The sequence below is a fragment of the Hyunsoonleella ulvae genome (genome assembly GCF_016827605.1).
GTDB classification, from domain to species: Bacteria; Bacteroidota; Bacteroidia; order Flavobacteriales; family Flavobacteriaceae; genus Jejuia; species Jejuia ulvae.
This window is the reverse complement of sequence record NZ_JAEPJQ010000001.1, coordinates 151913-171054: the sequence shown is the minus strand read 5'-3', so window position 1 is coordinate 171054 and position 19142 is coordinate 151913. Positions and strand designations below refer to the sequence as shown.

The window sequence follows — 19142 nt, the reverse complement described above, 5'->3', positions numbered from 1 at the left end:
CATTTTATTTTGAATTAATGAATATAATATTTCACTACTCAATCCCTCCCCGGTCGTGCATTTCAAGCATGCCGTTCAATTTCTAATATACTTATCCGATAACGTCATTTTACCTAAAGGTTAAGACTGCTTACTACAACTGTTTACTGTAAACTCAGTTACCTGTAACTCCTCGGACCCAAAAAGTTTGCCGTAGTGGTTTCTATGAGTTCATTATCCTTATAAACACCAATTTTTATTTTATTTCTATCGCCACTTAATGCTGTATTGTTTATTTCTATAAATAAGGTGCCTTCTGCCATACCTTGACTAGGCACAACAAAATCCTTGCTCGTAGATACCAATTTTAATGCACCTTCGTGGGACATTAGTTTAAAGTTTACACCTTCAATATCTTCAGTGGTTTTATTCACTAATTTGTATGTGTAAACGTTGCTGATAATACCGTCATCTTTACGTTCATAAAGCTGTCCCGGTAATCGCAAAACATTAGCTTCTACATCATTTCTTAAAAACAGCATACCCACTAAAACACCCACAAGAATTGATAATACTGCTGTATATCCTTTCATTCTTGCACTAAGTTTAAAAGGTGTTTTTTTCTCAATATTTTCTTCGCTTGCGTATCTAATCAAACCTTTTGGTAAGTATATACTTTCCATGATATGGTCGCATTCATCAATACAAGCAGTACAGTTTACACACTCTAATTGGGTGCCATTTCTAATGTCTATTCCTGTAGGGCATACGTGTACACACTGCATACAATCAATACAATCTCCATGACCTAAAGTATTTCTATCCTCATTTTTACGGAATTTTTTTCTCCCGTTAGCACCTTCCCCACGTTTATGGTCATATGCCACTACGATAGATTTTGTATCTAATAATACACCCTGTAACCGTCCATAAGGGCATGCGATAATACACACTTGTTCTCTAAACCAAGCAAAAACAAAGTAGAATACTGCTGTAAAGATTAGTAACGCAATAAGTGTGCTTATGTGATTAAAAGGCCCTTCAGAAATATATCTTATCAATTCGTCTCCCCCAATTAAATAAGCTAAAAACACATTGGCAATTAAAAAGGAAATCACAGCGAAAATGAAAAATTTCAGTCCTTTCTTTCTTATTTTTTCAGCGTTCCACTTTTGTCTTGCCAGTTTTCTTTGTTTGTTTCTATCACCTTCAATCCAATATTCAATGCGTCTAAACACCATTTCCATAAAGATAGTTTGTGGGCAAATCCATCCACAGAAAATCCGGCCAAAAGCCACTGTGAAGAGAGTGATGAATACCACTCCAATTATCATGGAAATTACAAACAAATGAAAATCTTGGGGCCAAAATGGGAATCCGAAAATATTAAAACGGCGTTCTAATACATTGAATAGTAAAAATTGATTTCCGTTTATTTTTATAAATGGAGATAGGAATAAAAACACCAGTAGAAAGTAGCTTACGTATTTTCGATATTCGTAAAATCTACCCTTTGGTTTTTTTGGAAACACCCAAGCACGTTTACCTTCTTCAGTAACCGTTGCTATAGAATCTCTAAATATTTCGTTCTCTGGGGTATCCATTTTTAATCATTATCCTATAAGGTTTTTACAGCTTTACAGGTATGTTGGTAGTTTTATTTTTAAGACCTACAAGGTTTAAAACACCCTTGTAGGTCGTCTTCAAAAGTTTAGTTTAATTTAGTTTTGAAGTTGTATGTTTATTCTGTACCAACAGCTTCAGTGGTTGGTGTTTCAGGATTATCTTCAGTGGTTATTTCTTCACTTTCATCTACCCAAATATCGCCTTCGGCAGCTTTTGGATTTGCGGGAGTTGTACCTTGTAATGTGAGTACATAACTTGCTACTTTAGCTATTTGTGATGGTTTTAATTGTGCTTTCCAAGGAATCATACCTTTACCCGAACGACCACCTTCTGAAATAGTATTAAATACGTTTTTAATACCTCCACCAAGAATCCAGTGTTTATCTGTTAAGTTTGGCCCAATGCCACCGCCACCATCTGCCATGTGGCAGGCCACACAGTTGGTTTCAAAGATGGACTTACCTGTTTTTAAATCATCTGCTTCTGTAAGCATAACTACAGTATTTACATCTACTAAGTCTTTGGCCGTTTTTTTGTATGCTTCAATTTCAATTCTGGCTTCAGCTAATTCAGTTTCCAATTCATCTAATTGCGTATCGCCATCAAATACATGAAACCTTACCAAATAAATCGCAGCAAATGCTATGCTGATGTAGAAGCCATATAGCCACCATGGTGGTAAATTATTATCAAGTTCTTTAATGCCATCGTAATTATGGTCTAATATAATTTCGCCTTCTTCCTCAATGGGTTTTTGTCCCAGAAGGGTTTTGTAAGTAGTTTTTAGCCAAGTAAACTGGTACGCTTTTTCCTTTTCGGCTAAGAAACCTGCTTTAGCTTCCTCGTCTAATTTATGAAGCATTACATTTTCTAATGCGCCAACAATGGCTTCAATGGCAATTAGAATCAACAATACTAATAAGAGAAATAATAGTACTACTGGATATTCAATAAATGCTGGTTTCTCGCCAGAATCTACAAAGAATTCAACTGCTCCAAAAATGATAAAGAATACAACAGGAACGCGAATCCAAGATGGAACTAACTGTCTCATAATATGTCGTTATTTTGGTTGTCTAATGGTATGTTACTAACTGTTTTTATATAATCTTTCTTAGCGGTTACAACCCACCAAAAAAGTGCTACGAAAAAGATAAAAAAGATGAGCAGTGAAATAATAGGATAGATTTCTATACCTGTGATGCTCTCCATATGTTTTTTTACAAATTTTAACATGATATTTTGCTTATTGGGTTATTTTTGAGCTGTCTCTACTTTAATATCTGTACCCAAACGTTGCAGATAAGCAATTAAGGCCACAATCTCTCTGTTTTTCATTTCTACAAATGGTACTCCACTGGCTGCAGCAGCTTTTTTATCTGCTTCATAAGTGCTGGTAAAATCAGGATCACTGTATAAGTTTTCTTCAATTAGTTTGCCCTGTTCTAACATACTTTGTTGTGCGTTCGCGATGTCCTCGTCTGAATAAGGAACACCAAGCGATACCATGGTTTCCATTTTAGATTCGGTTTGGGATTTGTCCAATTCATTTTTAATCAGCCATTGGTAACGTGGCATAATAGAACCTGATGAGGTGCTTTGTGGGTCGTACATATGGTTAAAGTGCCAGTTGTCAGAATACTTGCCGCCAATACGGTGTAGGTCTGGACCTGTGCGTTTACTACCCCATAAGAATGGATGGTCGTATACATACTCACCAGCCTTAGAGTATTCACCATAACGTTCAACTTCATCTCTAAATGGTCGAATCATTTGGGAATGACAGCCTACACAACCTTCACGAATGTAAATATCTCTACCTTCTAATTCCAAAGGTGTATAAGGTTTCACACTTGCTATAGTCGGAATATTAGATTTTACCATTATTGTTGGTACAATTTGTATAATACCTCCAATTAATATGGCAATTGTTGCAAAAATGGTTAGTTTAATAGGTCTTCTTTCTAACCATGTATGCCAACCTTCACTAGCAATTCGTCTTTTGGAAACGCGCTCAAGAGCCGGAGCTTCTGCCAATTCATCCTGTACTTTACTACCACTTCTTATAGTAGCTATAACATTAACAACTAAAACCAGCATGCCGACGATGTAAAGTGTGCCCCCAATAGCACGCATCCAATAAAGAGGCACTATTTCCGTGACTGTTTCCAAGAAGTTGCCATATACTAAAGTACCATCTGGGTTAAATTGTTTCCACATAGCCCATTGAGTGAAGCCAGCCATATACATAGGAAGTGCATATATTATAATACCCAAGGTTCCTAACCAGAAATGTAGATTAGCCATTCCTAGAGAGTAGAGCTTGGTTTTAAATAATCGGGGTACGAGGTAATAAATCATACCAAATGCCATAAACCCATTCCATGCCAGAGCACCAACGTGTACGTGCGCTATAATCCAATCGGTAAAGTGGGCCATCGCATTTACAGTTTTAAGAGATAGAGTAGGGCCTTCAAAGGTTGCCATACCGTAACCCGTAATGGCTACCACCATAAATTTTAAAACAGGATCTGTACGTACTTTGTCCCATGCACCACGTAAAGTTAACAATCCGTTTATCATACCGCCCCAAGATGGCATCAATAGCATCACGGAAAAGGTAACACCTAAATTTTGTGCCCAATCTGGTAAAGCGGTATATAATAAGTGATGTGGTCCTGCCCAAATGTATATAAAGATTAACGACCAGAAGTGTACTATAGATAGTCTGTAAGAATACACCGGTCTGTTAGCAGCTTTTGGTACAAAGTAATACATCAGTCCCAAGAACGGCGTTGTTAAGAAGAACGCTACAGCATTATGCCCATACCACCATTGTACTAGGGCATCCTGGACACCAGCATAAACGGAGTAACTTTTTAATCCGCTTACGGGTAATTCTAAACTATTAAAAATATGTAGTACAGCTACTGTAACAAACGTGGCGATATAAAACCAAACGGCTACATACAAGTGACGTTGACGACGTTTTAAGATGGTCCAAATCATATTCACACCAAAAACTACCCAAACCAATGCAATGGCAATATCAATGGGCCATTCCAGTTCGGCATATTCTTTAGAGGTGGTAATGCCTAGTGGCAGTGTAATGGCTGCAGCAACAATAATAAGTTGCCATCCCCAGAAGTTGATGTTACTCAACATATCACTCGCCATACGTGTTTTTAGCAAGCGTTGTAACGAGTAGTAAACTCCAGCAAACATGGCATTCCCAACAAAGGCGAAAATCACGGCATTGGTATGTAAGGGGCGTAAACGTCCAAAACTTAACCAGGAGATACCATCAGTTAAATTCGGGAACAGAAACATAAAAGCAAGTAGTAAACCTACCACCATCCCTACTACCCCAAAAACAATGGTAGCGTAGATAAATTTAGTAACGATTTTATTATCGTAATGAAATTGTTGAACTTCCATAATAATGTATTATTCTTCTTTGGTTAGTATTGTTTTATTGGTTTTATTCTTTACAAGTTCGTCTTCAAATAACATGCGTACCGATGGGGTATAGCTGTCATCAAACTGTCCTTTTTTAACAGCAATAACAAATACTATAAAAAACGCCACAGCAACTAATATGCTCACAGCAAGTAAAATATATATAACGCTCATACCTATTTGAAGTTATGGCTCAAAAGTACTTTCATACTTATTCTTAAAAGATGATATTTGTCATGTTTCATGAAAAAAAGAGGCACCACCTGACCTCCCCATAGGGGAGGAAAAACTTTCGTATTTACTCATGCTTAACTCTAAGGTTACTGACTTTGCTTTCAACAACATTAATTTTAGATTTTTTGCTAATCTTATTTTTAGGTGTTGAGTGTACCTCCCCTCTGGGGAGGTAAGGAGGGGCTTTTGGAGCTATTAGATTTGTGCAAACCGTCGTAAATGCTACAATACTAATAGAACTTAAAGGCATTAAAATAGCAGCTACTACAGGAGCCAGTTGTCCTGTTACTGCAAAATAAAGCCCTATGGCATTATAGATAAACGATAGTACAAAACTCCATTTAATAATGGTTATTGCTTGTTTGGAAGCCTTGATAAAGCTGTACAATTGATTAAACTTTGTAGCATCCAATATGGCATCGCAGGCGGGCGAAAATACATTTACATTCTCAGAAATGGCAATACCAACATCACTTTGTGCCAATGCACCAGCATCGTTTAATCCGTCTCCAACCATCAATACTTTTGCACCAGAAGTTTGATGATGCTTTATATATTCTAATTTGTCCTCAGGTTTCTGATTAAAGAATAGTTTTGTTTTTGCAGGTAATAGTTTGGTTAGGTTCTCTCGTTCCCCAGCATTGTCACCAGATAAAATAACCAAATCATAGTCTTTTTTAAGTCTATTAAATAATTTAGATAGTCCTTTCCTATACTTATTATAAAAGGTAAATTTGCCTTTGTATGTGTTATTAGTACTTACATGAACAGCCGTGTTTAGCGTAGTACTTTCTGAAGTGTAACCTACAAAAGGTGCAGATCCTATTTTAATGGAATGGTCGTTATGTTTGGCCGCAATGCCTTTTCCTATATGCTCTTGGTAATCATCTAAAGTCAAAATATTGTTGTCTTCTAAAAGCGTGTATAGCGATCTGCTTAAAGGATGGTTAGAATTGCGTAACGAACTTTTTAAAAGGATTTCTTCGGCTTTAGAAAGTTCGGTACCTTCATAAGTAATAGCAGTTTCTTTATTGGCGGTAATAGTTCCTGTTTTATCAAAGATGATGGTATCAATCGCTGCTAATTGTTCAATCACTGAAGCATTTTTAGCGTAGAATTTTAGTTTGCCAAAAATCCGTAATAGGTTTCCAAAGGTAAATGGAGCAGCTAAGGCGATAGCGCAAGGGCAAGCAATAATCAACACCGCAGTAAATACATTTAGTGCTTTAGAACTATCTACTATTAACCAGTAACCTGTTGCTATTATAGCGATACTCAGCACTGCAACTGTGAACCGTTTACTAATACTATTGGTTAGGGTTGTAAATCCATCTTCCTTATTTTTGTTAAACACATCATTACTCCACAATTGGGTTAAATAACTTTGTTCAACAGTTTTTAAAACATCCACTTCAATACTGCCCTCGGTTTGTTTACCACCGGCAAAAAGTTTAGCTCCAGATTGTTTAGAAACTGCATCTGATTCTCCAGTAACAAAACTATAGTCGATTCTGGCATTACCATTTATCAAAATGCAGTCTACAGGAATCAGTTCTTGGTTTCTAATCAAAAGTCTATCTCCTTTCTTAATATCGTACACCTGTATGGCTTCCTCTTTACCTTTATTGTTTATTTTAGTAATCCCGATGGGAAAGTACGATTTGTAATCCCGTTCAAACGACAAGAAGTTATAGGTTTTTTTCTGGAAAAACTTTCCTAAAAGCAGAAAGAATACCAGTCCCGATAGGCTATCAAAAAAACCAGTGCCAATATCAAAAACTATTTCGGTAGTGCTTCTTAAAAATAGTACGGTAATACCCAAAGCAATGGGAACATCTATATTTAATAATTTAGATGTTAGGCCTTTATATGCGGAAATAAAATAATCTTTGGAACAATAAAACACTACGGGAAGCGAAAATGTAAACATGAGCCATCTGAAAACAGGGGCGTATTGTTCAATCCAAAAGCCACTTACCTGAAAATACTCTGGAAAAGACAAAAACATAATGTTGCCAAAAGCAAATCCAGCAATTCCCAGTTTATAAATTAAAGATCGGTCTACGTTTTTTTGTCCAACACTGTAATCATCCAAGCTAATAAAGGGTTCGTAACCAATACTGCTTAAAAGCTTTACAAGAGCCTTGAGAGAAATCTCTTTTGTATTATAGTTAACACGAACGGTTTTCTTTCCAAAGTTTACAATGGACGAATTAACCGATGGGTGTAACTTATTTAAATTCTCTAAAATCCAAATACAGGAGCTACAGTGAATGTGAGGGATATAAAGCGTAACTATTTGTGTGTTTTCATCGTTAAACTCCAACAAACTTTCAACGATTTTATCATTATCCAAGAAGTTATATTTGCCCTCTATTTCCTTTGGAGTAGCTCCTGGCGCATTCTCTAAATCGTAGTAACACGTTAAGTCGTTTGCAGAAAAAATTTCGTAAACCGTTTTACACCCGTTACAGCAAAACGATTTGTTATCATAAATAATCCCTGAAGTTGTAGCATCTAAACCACAGTGGAAACATGTTTTTGCTTCCATAATATTTGCTCATTTTTACCTTTTGCAAATATTTTAATTTGATGTATTTTAAAATATGATATCTATCATGATTTATATATTTTTACAGCATGTGGTTAGAAAAATTTATTTTTAAAATAGATGTTCCAAAAAGATAAAGACGTTTTTGATGTACTTTTTGAGTCCGTTTCAGAAGGCGTTATTGTGGTTAATGATACACAACAGATTGTAGCTGTAAATAGTTCTGCAGAATACATGTTTGGATACTCCAAGAATGAATTATTACATCAACATTTAGATATTTTAATACCTCCAGCATATCATAAGCATCACAGCCAACATGTTGATGGTTTTATGGAACAGAAGAAGCGCCGGCAAATGGGGCGTGGACGGGATTTGCACGGTGCTCATAAAAATGGTCATACCTTTCCTGTTGAAGCAGGGCTAAACCCGTTAAATATTAACGGGGAAACCTATGTGATGGCCTTGGTAATAGATATTACGGAACGAAAAAAGCAAGAAGATGCCTTAAAAGCGCTTAACAATGAGCTGGAAAAGAAAGTGGCTCTTAGAACAAAAGAGCTAACAGATACGGTTAAAGATTTAAAAAAAGCCAACGAAAAGCGTGATGTAGAAATAAGGAAACGTATAGAGGCTCAAAATAAAATAAGTAATGCGCTCAAAAAAGAAAAGGAACTTAATGAGTTAAAAACAAAGTTTTTATCTCTGGTGTCCCATGAATTTAAAACACCATTAAGTGGTATTTTAACTTCGGTCATGTTATTAGGGAAGTATAAATTAACAGAACAACAAAGTAGGAGGGATAAGCACCTAAAAACGATCTCTGATAAAGTACACTATCTAAATAACATTTTAAACGATTTTCTATCCGTTGAGAAATTAGAGACAGGAAAAGTAACATATAAGTTTGGTTCTTTTCGATTAACTAAAGTCGTGGATGAGGTAATCTACAACGCAAACATGTTGCTTAAAGAGGGGCAAAATATTAATTACCCTAATAATATTGATGAACTATCACTGTATCAAGATGAGAAAATAGTAGAGTTGGCGTTAAGTAACTTGGTACATAATGCCATAAAATATTCTCCAGAGGAAGCTACTATAGATATTGATATAAAGCAGGATAAAACTTATACGTTTTTTAAGGTTTCAGATAAAGGTATAGGGATTCCTGTAGCAGATCAAAAACAAATATTCAATCGATATTTTAGGGCAGAAAACGCACTTTTAACTCAAGGTACCGGTATAGGGTTAAATATTGTTAAGAGCCATTTAGAAAATTTAGGCGGTATTATTAGTTTTGAGAGTGAAGAACATAAAGGAAGTACATTTACCATACAAATACCCAACAAAGCCAATACATGAAAAATATACTTTTAATTGAGGACGATACAATTCTTAGGGAAAACACTGCAGAATTATTAGAGTTATCTAGTTACAATGTAGTTACTGCCCCAAATGGTAAAGCAGGTTTAGAGCGTGCAAAAGCTTTTGTTCCAGATATTATAATTTGCGATATTATGATGCCAGAACTGGATGGTTATGGTGTTTTGGAAGGATTGTCTAAATATGAAGATACAAAGTACATTCCCTTTATTTTCCTTTCAGCTAAAACAGAACGCAAAGATGTGCGTAAGGGTATGGATCTGGGCGCAGACGATTATATTACAAAACCTTTCGAGGAAGAGGAATTAATTAGTGCTATTGAAAGTAGGCTTGCTAAAGCCTCTATTTTACAAGATATTAGAGTACAAGAAACTGTTGAAGCTGTAAATGAGGTTCAAGATATTAGAAATTTAAATGACCTTAAGAATTTTTTTGATGATAACGGCGAAACCTATAAATTCAAACAGGGGCAAACCATATATGAAGAAGGGCAGCATTCCAACCATATTTATCTTATAGAGAAAGGTTTGGTAAAATGCCACCAATTTGATGATCAAGGGAAAGACCTTACCACTTCGTTATATAAAGAAGATGATTTATTTGGTTATGCGTCTTTTAATCAAAGTACTACCTATAAAGAAACAGCTGCTGCCATTAAAGAAACGGTGTTGTTGGGTATTCCAAGAGATGAATTTAAAACACTTCTAAGTAGCAACCATCAAGTAACTTTAGAGCTTATACAATTGCTTAATGAGGATTTGGCAGGTATAAAAAGCCAATTATTGCAAATGGCTTACAGTTCTGTGAAAAAAAGAACGGCTATTACTATTTTAAAATTTGCTGAAAAACTGGGACGAAAACCCGAAGAGTCCATAAGAATTTCAAGAAACGATTTGGCAAGTGTAGCTGGTGTTGCAACAGAAAGCCTTATACGCACACTTTCGCATTTTAAGGACTTAGGTATTATTGAAATTGAAGGTAGAAATGTTAAGGTTTTAGATGTTAATAAACTTAAAAGAATAGAGTAATACTTCAATATATCAATACAGATATGATTTTGGTCATATTTCAGTATTTATGTTACCCATACATTTGTTGCAGAGCAATTTATGTAAAATGGAAAACATTTTAATACCAACAGATTTCTCAGAAAATGCTTGGAATGCAGTAGAGTACGCGGTAAATTTTTTTAAAAATTCGCCCTGTAGTTTCTACATATTGCATGTATGCTCTAATTCAGTAAAACAACATCGTAATACGCATCATGATAATTCATGTGAGAACGATATGCAGGCAATTTTTCGCAAGATAGAAGGCCATTTGCAAAAAAACAAAAAGCATAAGTTTTTCAGGATTATAGATAGTGGTTACATGGTAAGTTCGGTAAGGGAGCAGGTTGAAAAAAACAGTATAGATTATATTGTTATGGGAACCAAAGGTGCCTCTGGGATATCACAAATACCTCTAGGTACTAATGCATCCAATGTTATTACCAAGGTAAAATGTGCTACAGTAGTAGTGCCAGAAAATGCAAAATACTCCAAACTAAATGAGATTGCATTTCCCACGGATTTCTTATCCATTTATTCAACAAAAACATTAGAGGCAATCACTACTATTATAGAAACTCATAAAGCATCGGCTAGAGTATTGCATATTAATAACGCCCAAGCAGTTTTAAATGAGGAGCAACAAAGGAATAAGGAATTGTTAGATGATTATTTAGGCGATACTAAACATAGTTTTCATTTTTTAACCAATACGCAAGTGGAGAGCCAAGTACAGGAATTTGTAGAAGACCGAAAGATAAACTTAATTACTATGTTGGCTAAAAATTTAAATTATTTTGAAAAAATATTATTTCAACCAAAAAATCCAGAGATTAAGTATTATACAGAAATACCTTTTTTGGTGCTACATTAAGTTATGTTTAAATAATAATTTAATTGATAATTATGGGAAAGTGTGAGCAATGTATTATCAAGCAATTTAATGCTTTAAAGTCTTTAAGTCGTGAGGAGTTAGTTCGTATTTCAGGCTGTAAAACATCAAGATTTGTTAAGAAAGGTCAAGTTATCTTTGAAGAGGGTGAGGCCATAAATGGTGTGTACTGTATTAAGGATGGGATTTGTAAATTAACGAAACTAAGTGAAAACGGTAAAGACCAAATTGTAAAAATGGTGGTCAAGGGAGAGCTTATAGGTCAACGCTCTTTAGTTTCGGATGAAAGTTCTAACCTGCAAGCTACAGCCTTAAATGATATGGAACTGTGTTTTATTCCAAAAAGTGAAATTATCTCAGATCTACAGAAAAACCCAAAATTCACTTTAGGCATGTTAAGAGATATGGCTCACGATTTAAAAGAAGCCGATGATATTATTGTGGATATGGCCCAAAAACCAGTAAGACAACGTTTGGCAGAAACCCTAATTTATGTTGAAAAGAACTTTGGAACAAACCCAGACGGTACCATTAGCTTAATGTTGTCTCGTGAAGATTACGCCAATATAGTAGGTACTGCTACAGAATCGGCAATAAGGGTACTATCTCAGTTCAAAAAACAGGGATTAATTTCTACGGTAGGTAAATACATAAAAATCGAAGATTCCAATGGATTGCGACGTGTGGAATAAAAGATAAACTAAATAAGGCTCTGAAATATTCAGAGCCTTACTTTTTTATTCAGCATTTTTTGCTTCAATTTCTTTTACTTGGGATTCTCCATCAATGGGTTGATTTTCTTTCTTTAAGTAGGTGTTTAAAAACTTTAAAATACTGCTGTAGGCTTCAATTTGATTTTTCTTTTTCACAAAACCATGGCCTTCATCTTCAAATAAAACATATTCAACAGGAACACCATTTTTCTTTACGCCTTCTACTATTTCATCAGATTCTACTTGAAGAACCCTTGGGTCTTTTGCACCCTGTAGAACGATTAATGGTTTTGTAACTTTGTCTGTATGGAATAAAGGAGAAATTCGTCTTAATCGTACAGAATCTTTTGTATGCGGATTTCCAAGTTCTTTGTATAGTGCATCTTTAAACGATTCCCACCACGGCGGAATACTTTTTAATGTACGTAACCAATTTGTTACACCAAAAATGTTAACACCTACTGCAAATTCCTCAGGTGTGTAAGTTAAGGCGGCCATAGTCATATAACCACCGTAAGAGCCACCCATAATACCTATTTTATTGGCATCAATTTCTGGTTGAGTTTTTAACCAATTTTTGCCTTCTACGCAATCTTGTAAATCTTTTTCGCCATGGTTTAAATCATCCATTTGAAAAAACGTTTTACCATACCCGCTGCTTCCCCTGTTGTTTACTGCTAAAACTGCATACCCATGATTTACCAAATATTGAGTGAGCGAACTAAAGTTTTGCCTGCTCTGGCCACCAGGACCACCGTGAACTAATACTAACGCAGGGACTTTATGTTCTGTTGAAGCTTGATGGGGTAAATAATAAATTGCAGGAATTTCAACACCATCAAAAGATTTGTATCTAATTACTTTTGCTTTTACCAAATGCTCTGGGGCAATCTCATCATTAAGTACATCTGTTAATTGATGTTGCGCTTTAGTCTCAATATTATATGTGAATAAATTTGCGGGACTATTAGAACCGCCCACATACATGCGCATCATGTTTTCGTCTCTAGAAAATCCAACACTAGTAATATTGCCATTATTAAAGTCAGGTAAGTCAATAATTTTACCAGATGCTACATCAGTTATTTCAATAGCATTTTTTCCATCTTCATTAATATAAGCTACCATATATTTTTCGTTATGAGTAAAATACATCCCCATAATATCCCATGGTTTTTCCAAAACCTTTTCTTTTTTTCCAGTAGTAATATCGTATTTCATAACATACGAAAACTCACTACCCTCATCAGTTGTATAATAAAGCGACTTTCCGTCTAGTGAAAAATCTTGTCCAGAATTTGAGCTTTGGTTTTCATTAACTTTGGTAAGAGATTTGTCATTCCTATTGTAAATAAACAAATCACTATCATTTGTATTAATGGTTTTGCTCAATGCAAAAAGGTTTTTGTCGCTAGAAATAGTATTCATATTATAACCTTCATCATTTTTATATATAAGTTTCGAGGACATATCTCCCACATTCATCTCATATATATCCATAAAACGTTTGTCTCTCTTATTAGAACCGTAGCTAAAACTTTTGCCATCATGAGCCCAACCGTAAAAAGTGGCTCTTGCACCTTCATCTGGAGTTAAATCTTTTATAGAGCCATCTATATCTCTAAGGTAAATATGGTATATCTCATCTCCATTATTATCAGCACGATATAACATGCGCTCATCTTCTGGGAAATAGGATATTCCAAACACGGATGAGGAATCAGACTTAGTAATTGGTACAAACTCGCCACCAGTTGTTGGTACAGTATACATATTATAAATGCCCGATTTGTTGCTAGATACTAACAGTTTTGATTTGTCTGGAGAAAAGCTTCCTCCGCCTACAGCTTCATTATCCATGAACTGCTCAATGGTATATTGCTTTAGATTTAAAGCAACTTCTTTGGTGTCTTTCTCTTTTTTACAAGAGAGGAAAACAACCAAAACACAAAAGATTAATAATTTTTTCATATTGATTGATTTTTAAAGAATTAACAAACCCCAAGTAGGATTTCTCTAATATAAGAAATATTAATTGTCTAAAATTAAAGTTGCACAGCTTGAAGCCATAAGCATACTTATTATTAAAATACATTTTTTAAGGCAAGGAAGAGATGTATTTCTGTAAAGTTTGAATCTAGTTAAAGAAATTGATAAATCTATCAGTAGTCTTTCTTTTTTTATTTGAAAATGTAGTATTTTTATACTGCTATGAAAAACAACAAAGTTTTTAGAAAAGGGTTTGCTTTTAAATCATTCGAAGCACCTTATAAATCGCCTTTTGATACACTTTTTGAAATTTTTAAAGAACTTATAACGCACACTTCTGGAGATTTTGATGAGGCGATTAGTTGGTTACGAGAATTAGATAAGGAATACAAGCTTACCACACCAGAGTACACCATTGAGGATTTTATTGAAGACCTTAAAAAGAAAGGCTATTTACGAGAAGAAATAGACCCTGATGGTAATGGATCATCTTTAGCCATTACAGCTAAAACAGAACGCGCTATACGCCAGCAGGCATTAGATCAAATATTTGGTAAGATAAAACGTAGTGGACAAGGTAATCATAAAAGTAAAAGTCCAGGAATAGGAGACGAACATACAGGGGATTTTAGAGGTTACCAATTTGGAGATGCTTTGGATAAAGTATCGATGACTGAAAGTTTAAAGAATGCCCAAATAAATCACGGAATATCTGATTTTACACTATCTGAAGATGATTTAGTAGTTGAAGAAACGCTACATAAATCCCAAATGAGTACTGTGCTAATGATTGATATTAGCCACAGTATGATTTTGTATGGCGAAGACCGTATTACACCAGCAAAACGTGTAGCCATGGCATTGGCAGAATTAATCACAACAAGATATCCTAAAGACACATTAGATATTATAGTATTTGGTAATGATGCATGGCGAATTGAGATTAAAGATTTACCATATTTAAAAGTGGGTCCTTATCACACAAATACGGTTGCGGGATTAGAATTAGCGATGGATTTGTTACGGCGTAAGCGAAATACGAATAAACAGATTTTTATGATTACAGATGGTAAACCTAGTTGTTTACGCTTACCAGATGGGCAATATTATAAAAATAGTATGGGGTTAGATACTCATATTATCAATAAGTGCTACATGATGGCGCAGCAAGCAAGACGTTTACACATCCCCATCACAACATTTATGATAGCAAAAGATAGCTACTTAATGCAATTTGTACGGGAGTTTACCTATGCCAACCAAGGAAAGGCCTTTTACACGGGGCTCAAAGGTTTGGGAGAAATGATTTTTGAAGATTATGAAACAAATAGAAAAAAGAGGATACGAGGATAGAAAAGCCCCTCTCAATCTCCCCAAAAGGGAGAAACACTCAACAATAAAATAAAAAATATGAGCAATAAAGAGAAAAGTAAGCAGGAAACAGTTCCCTCTCCTTTGGAGAGAGGTAGGGCGAGGCTTTTAGGAGAATTAAAACAATCAGGATATTACTCAAAATCTATAAAAGATGAGTTGAGAGATAATTTGATTCAAAAAATAAAAAATAAAGAAACCACTTTTAAAGGGGTTCATGGTTATGAGAATACGGTAATTCCAGAATTAGAACGAGCTATTTTATCGAGGCATAATATTAATTTGTTAGGATTACGCGGACAAGCAAAAACACGTTTAGCACGGTTGATGTTAAATCTATTAGATGAATATATTCCATATGTGGCAGGTTCTGAAGTAAATGACGACCCTTTAAACCCCATTTCGCGATATGCAATCGAACTCATAAAGGAAAAAGGAGATGATACGCCAATTTCTTGGTTGCATAGGAGTGAGCGTTTTGCTGAGAAATTAGCAACACCAGATGTAACGGTTGCTGATATTATTGGAGATGTAGACCCTATAAAGGCAGCCAATTTAAAATTGAGTTATGCAGATGATCGTGTGATTCATTATGGTATGATACCAAGAGCCAATCGTTGCGTTTTTGTAATTAACGAGTTACCCGATTTACAAGCTAGAATTCAAGTAGCGCTATTTAATATTTTGCAAGAAGGCGATATCCAAATTAGAGGGTTTAAGGTACGTTTGCCCTTAGATATTCAATTTTTATTTACTGCAAACCCCGAAGATTATACTAATAGGGGCAGTATAGTTACACCTTTAAAAGATAGAATTGGTTCGCAGATTTTAACACATTATCCAGAGGACATTGAAACCGCTCGCTTAATCACAGAACAAGAAGCTAATTTAGTTGAAGGTCAAAAAGAAAATGTATATGTACCAGATTTAGCAAAAGATGTATTAGAACAAATTGTTTTTGAAGCTAGAGAAAGCGAATATATAGATGCAAAATCAGGTGTAAGTGCAAGGTTAAGTATCACAGCGTTCGAGAATTTGTTAAGTACAGCAGAAAGACGTGCTTTAATAGCCGGAGATGAACGTACTACCTTGAGGTTAAGTGATTTTGTCGGTGTTATTCCTTCTATCACAGGAAAAGTAGAATTAGTATATGAGGGGGAGCAAGAAGGTGCTGCAGTTGTAGCCTATAACTTGATAGGCGAAGCTGTTAAAAATCTTTTTGTAGAATACTTTCCTAAGATAGAAAAACTTAAAAAACAAGATGAAGAAACACCTTATGATGATATTGTGTCTTGGTTTTTCCATCAAAAAGAAGGTTTTGAGCTACTGGACGATTTAAGGGATAAAGAATATAAAAGCATGCTAGATGTTATATCTCCTCTTGATGATCTTTTGGGTAAACATCAGCCTAATTTGAAAAAAGAAGATAGTTACTTTGTTAAAGAGTTTGTACTTTGGGCACTAGCAGAATACAAACAATTAAGTAAAAATAGATTTTCTGAAGGCATGCAATTTAAAGACCCGTATGGAAGTTTTATAAGCGGGATATAAATTTATTTCATAATGCAAAAGAGCCGATTCATTTTCTTGAATCGGCTCTTTTTTTATGTGTTTGAGTCAATTTTATAATTGTGTAATCTGTAAAATTGCATTATCAAAGTTTAAGATTTCGTAGTGGTTTACTCTTAATTTATCACATTTTAAAAATGAGCAAAATTGATTAGTTTTAGCTTGTTTTTGGCTGTTTAAAGCCTTATTTTGACAAAAAATGATCAAAAAACTGTAAATTTTAAAAATTCTACATGAGTAAAATTAGTGCTGATTTTTCAGAAAATATACAATTATTATCGTTTGATATTGATAATACATTAATCGATTTTCATACCTATCAAAGCAATTTTAAAACTATTTGGGAATCTCATAAACCAGACGATGTTTTTTTGGCTTATAATACTGGGCGTTTAATTGATGATGTGCTTAATTTGATTGATTCTGGTGTGCTCCCAAAACCAGACTTTATAATTTCTGGTGTAGGTACTCATATATACAACTACCAAGAGCAGAAAGTAATTAAAGAATTTAATGATGTTCTTGATGATGGATGGGATTTAAAGGTGGTAGAAGAAATTATATCAAATATCAATCAGCCCATAAGTGAGCAGCCCACTAGGTTTCAGCACGCCTATAAGCGCAGTTACTTTTTTCATGATGCTAGTGTGTCAGATATTGAAGCCATAGAGCAAGACTTTTTTGAAGCCAATATGCATATTAATGTGGTGTATTCTCAAGATAAGTATTTAGATATTTTACCAAAATTTGCAAATAAAGCAAACGCATTACAATGGTTATTGAACAAACTGAATTATAAAACACAAGAAGTTGTGGTTGCTGGAGATAGCGGTAACGATTCTGCTATGTTCGATCTTAAGGACGTTAACGGTATTGTGGTATCAAATGCGCACGAAGAGCTTTATAAGTACACAAAGCATAAAAAAGTGTACCATTCAGAAAAAGAGAAAGGGGACGGTGTTATTGAAGGCTTAATCTACTTTGGTGTACTTCCTAAAGATGCCGAAATCTCTAACATTATAGATCATAGTGAGGATTTCTTTATTCAAAAGGAAATGGAAACTATTGCGCTTGAAGATGAAGATGAAAAAATAGCTCTAATAAAAGAAGGATATAAAAAAGCTATTGAAGCACTCCGTAAAAACATAACACCTTTAGGCTTTTCGGCATGTTCCATAGAAGACAATGTAGCTCACGGTACAGACGAAAACTATTATAGCGTTTGGGCTAGAGATGGTGCTATTACCGTAATTGGAGCTTTACCTTTAATCCATAAAGATGAAGATATCCACAAATGTGCAAGACAAACATTGGTAACACTTTTTGAGCACATTTCCCGTAATGGTCAAATACCATCAAATGTTCGTATCAAAAATAACATTCCGGATTATTCTGGTGTTGGTGGTATATGTTCTATAGATAGTGGTATATGGGTAATTATTGCCTTCTACGAGTATGTTAACGTAACCAAGGATATTGCATTTCTAAGAGAATACATTTCAGATATAAAAAAAACCATGCAATGGTTAGGTGCCCATGATAGTAACAACGACGCACTTTTAGAAATTCCTGAAGCAGGCGATTGGACAGATTTATTCGGTAGAAGTTATAATATTCTTTATGATGAAATTTTATGGTATCGTTCTAATGTCTGCTTTGGACGTATGTTGGAAATGTTGGGTGAGCATGAAGAAGCAGGAGAATATATTCGTTGGTCTCAAGTGATAAAAAAGGAAATTGTACAAAATTTTTGGCCTTCTACTCAACAGCAACTATTTCAATCGGTATCATTTGCTGAAAAGCAATTTACCCTTGGAGATACATCATACCTAATTGCACAAACCACACCTTTCGATTTTAGTTGGCGTTGCGATATTTTAGGTAACGTATTGGCATTTTTACATGGCACTATTGATGCCGAAAAGGCGCATCAAACCTTTAAATTTATGTTAGGCGTGGGGGTTAATGATCCTTTTCCCGTAGCCAATGTGTATCCAGTGGTAAGTCCAGGAGACCCAGATTGGAGGCCTTATTACACAGTAAATTTACTGAATTTACCAAACCATTATCACAATGGCGGAATATGGCCGTTTGTTGGTGGATTTTGGGTAAAGTTTGTGAATAAACTAGGATTGAAGGACGTGGCAATTTCAGAATTATACAAACTTGCTTTAATAAATAAAGAAGGTATAAATCATGAGTGGGAGTTTACAGAGTGGGCACATGGTACTACCGGTAAACCTATGGGTAAAGCCTATCAAGCATGGTCTGCAGCGCAGTATATTTCTGCATGCCATGATTTAAAAATTATTAAATAACTTAAA

At 34.9% G+C, this 19142-nt stretch carries 14 protein-coding genes; 7 read left to right on the top strand and 7 right to left on the bottom strand.

Going from position 1 to position 19142, the window contains the following annotated elements:
• Positions 1–158: 158 nt before the first annotated feature.
• The 6 genes from ccoG to JS605_RS00695 form a co-directional block, all read right to left on the bottom strand.
• Complete coding sequence (ccoG, locus tag JS605_RS00715) at positions 159–1583, bottom strand: cytochrome c oxidase accessory protein CcoG (protein ID WP_203255786.1); 1425 nt, start codon at positions 1581–1583, stop codon at positions 159–161.
• 137 nt (positions 1584–1720) lie between these two features.
• A complete protein-coding gene (locus JS605_RS00710; protein WP_203255785.1) occupies positions 1721–2659 on the bottom strand; it encodes a cbb3-type cytochrome c oxidase N-terminal domain-containing protein in 939 nt (312 codons plus the stop codon).
• On the bottom strand, positions 2656–2841 hold the full coding sequence (locus tag JS605_RS17465; protein ID WP_239000221.1) for a CcoQ/FixQ family Cbb3-type cytochrome c oxidase assembly chaperone: 186 nt from the start codon (positions 2839–2841) through the stop codon (positions 2656–2658). Before JS605_RS17465 ends, JS605_RS00710 begins: the two co-directional genes overlap by 4 nt.
• 18 nt (positions 2842–2859) lie before the next feature.
• A complete protein-coding gene (gene ccoN / locus JS605_RS00705; protein ID WP_203255784.1) occupies positions 2860–5043 on the bottom strand; it encodes a cytochrome-c oxidase, cbb3-type subunit I in 2184 nt (727 codons plus the stop codon).
• 9 nt (positions 5044–5052) lie between these two features.
• The gene (gene ccoS, locus JS605_RS00700; protein ID WP_203255783.1) at positions 5053–5238 is read right to left on the bottom strand and encodes a cbb3-type cytochrome oxidase assembly protein CcoS; all 186 of its coding nucleotides are present in this window, start codon (positions 5236–5238) and stop codon (positions 5053–5055) included.
• 124 nt (positions 5239–5362) lie between these two features.
• Positions 5363–7849, bottom strand: a complete 2487-nt coding sequence (locus tag JS605_RS00695) for a heavy metal translocating P-type ATPase (protein WP_203255782.1) — start codon at positions 7847–7849, stop codon at positions 5363–5365.
• A 120-nt stretch (positions 7850–7969) separates the two neighbouring features.
• Here JS605_RS00695 and JS605_RS00690 point away from each other — a divergent pair, with 120 nt between their 5' ends.
• From JS605_RS00690 to JS605_RS00675, 4 genes are all read left to right on the top strand, one after another.
• Complete coding sequence (locus JS605_RS00690; protein ID WP_203255781.1) at positions 7970–9214, top strand: PAS domain-containing sensor histidine kinase; 1245 nt, start codon at positions 7970–7972, stop codon at positions 9212–9214.
• Positions 9211–10263, top strand: a complete 1053-nt coding sequence (locus JS605_RS00685) for a response regulator (RefSeq protein WP_203255780.1) — start codon at positions 9211–9213, stop codon at positions 10261–10263. Before JS605_RS00690 ends, JS605_RS00685 begins: the two co-directional genes overlap by 4 nt.
• A gap of 88 nt (positions 10264–10351) precedes the next feature.
• A complete protein-coding gene (locus JS605_RS00680; RefSeq protein ID WP_203255779.1) occupies positions 10352–11158 on the top strand; it encodes a universal stress protein in 807 nt (268 codons plus the stop codon).
• Between the two features lie 32 nt (positions 11159–11190).
• Complete coding sequence (locus JS605_RS00675; protein WP_203255778.1) at positions 11191–11868, top strand: Crp/Fnr family transcriptional regulator; 678 nt, start codon at positions 11191–11193, stop codon at positions 11866–11868.
• A 45-nt stretch (positions 11869–11913) separates the two neighbouring features.
• On the opposite strand, the gene JS605_RS00670 is transcribed toward JS605_RS00675, so the two are convergent.
• On the bottom strand, positions 11914–13860 hold the full coding sequence (locus tag JS605_RS00670; RefSeq protein ID WP_203255777.1) for a S9 family peptidase: 1947 nt from the start codon (positions 13858–13860) through the stop codon (positions 11914–11916).
• A 240-nt stretch (positions 13861–14100) separates the two neighbouring features.
• On the opposite strand from JS605_RS00670, the gene JS605_RS00665 reads away from it, so the two are divergent.
• From JS605_RS00665 to JS605_RS00655, 3 genes are all read left to right on the top strand, one after another.
• Complete coding sequence (locus tag JS605_RS00665; protein WP_130936935.1) at positions 14101–15231, top strand: vWA domain-containing protein; 1131 nt, start codon at positions 14101–14103, stop codon at positions 15229–15231.
• A 57-nt stretch (positions 15232–15288) separates the two neighbouring features.
• A complete protein-coding gene (locus JS605_RS00660) occupies positions 15289–16800 on the top strand; it encodes a MoxR family ATPase (protein ID WP_239000220.1) in 1512 nt (503 codons plus the stop codon).
• 251 nt (positions 16801–17051) lie between these two features.
• Positions 17052–19136 (top strand): HAD-IIB family hydrolase, encoded by a 2085-nt coding sequence (locus JS605_RS00655; RefSeq protein WP_203255776.1) that lies wholly within the window; start codon positions 17052–17054, stop codon positions 19134–19136.
• The last annotated feature ends 6 nt before the right edge of the window (positions 19137–19142 follow it).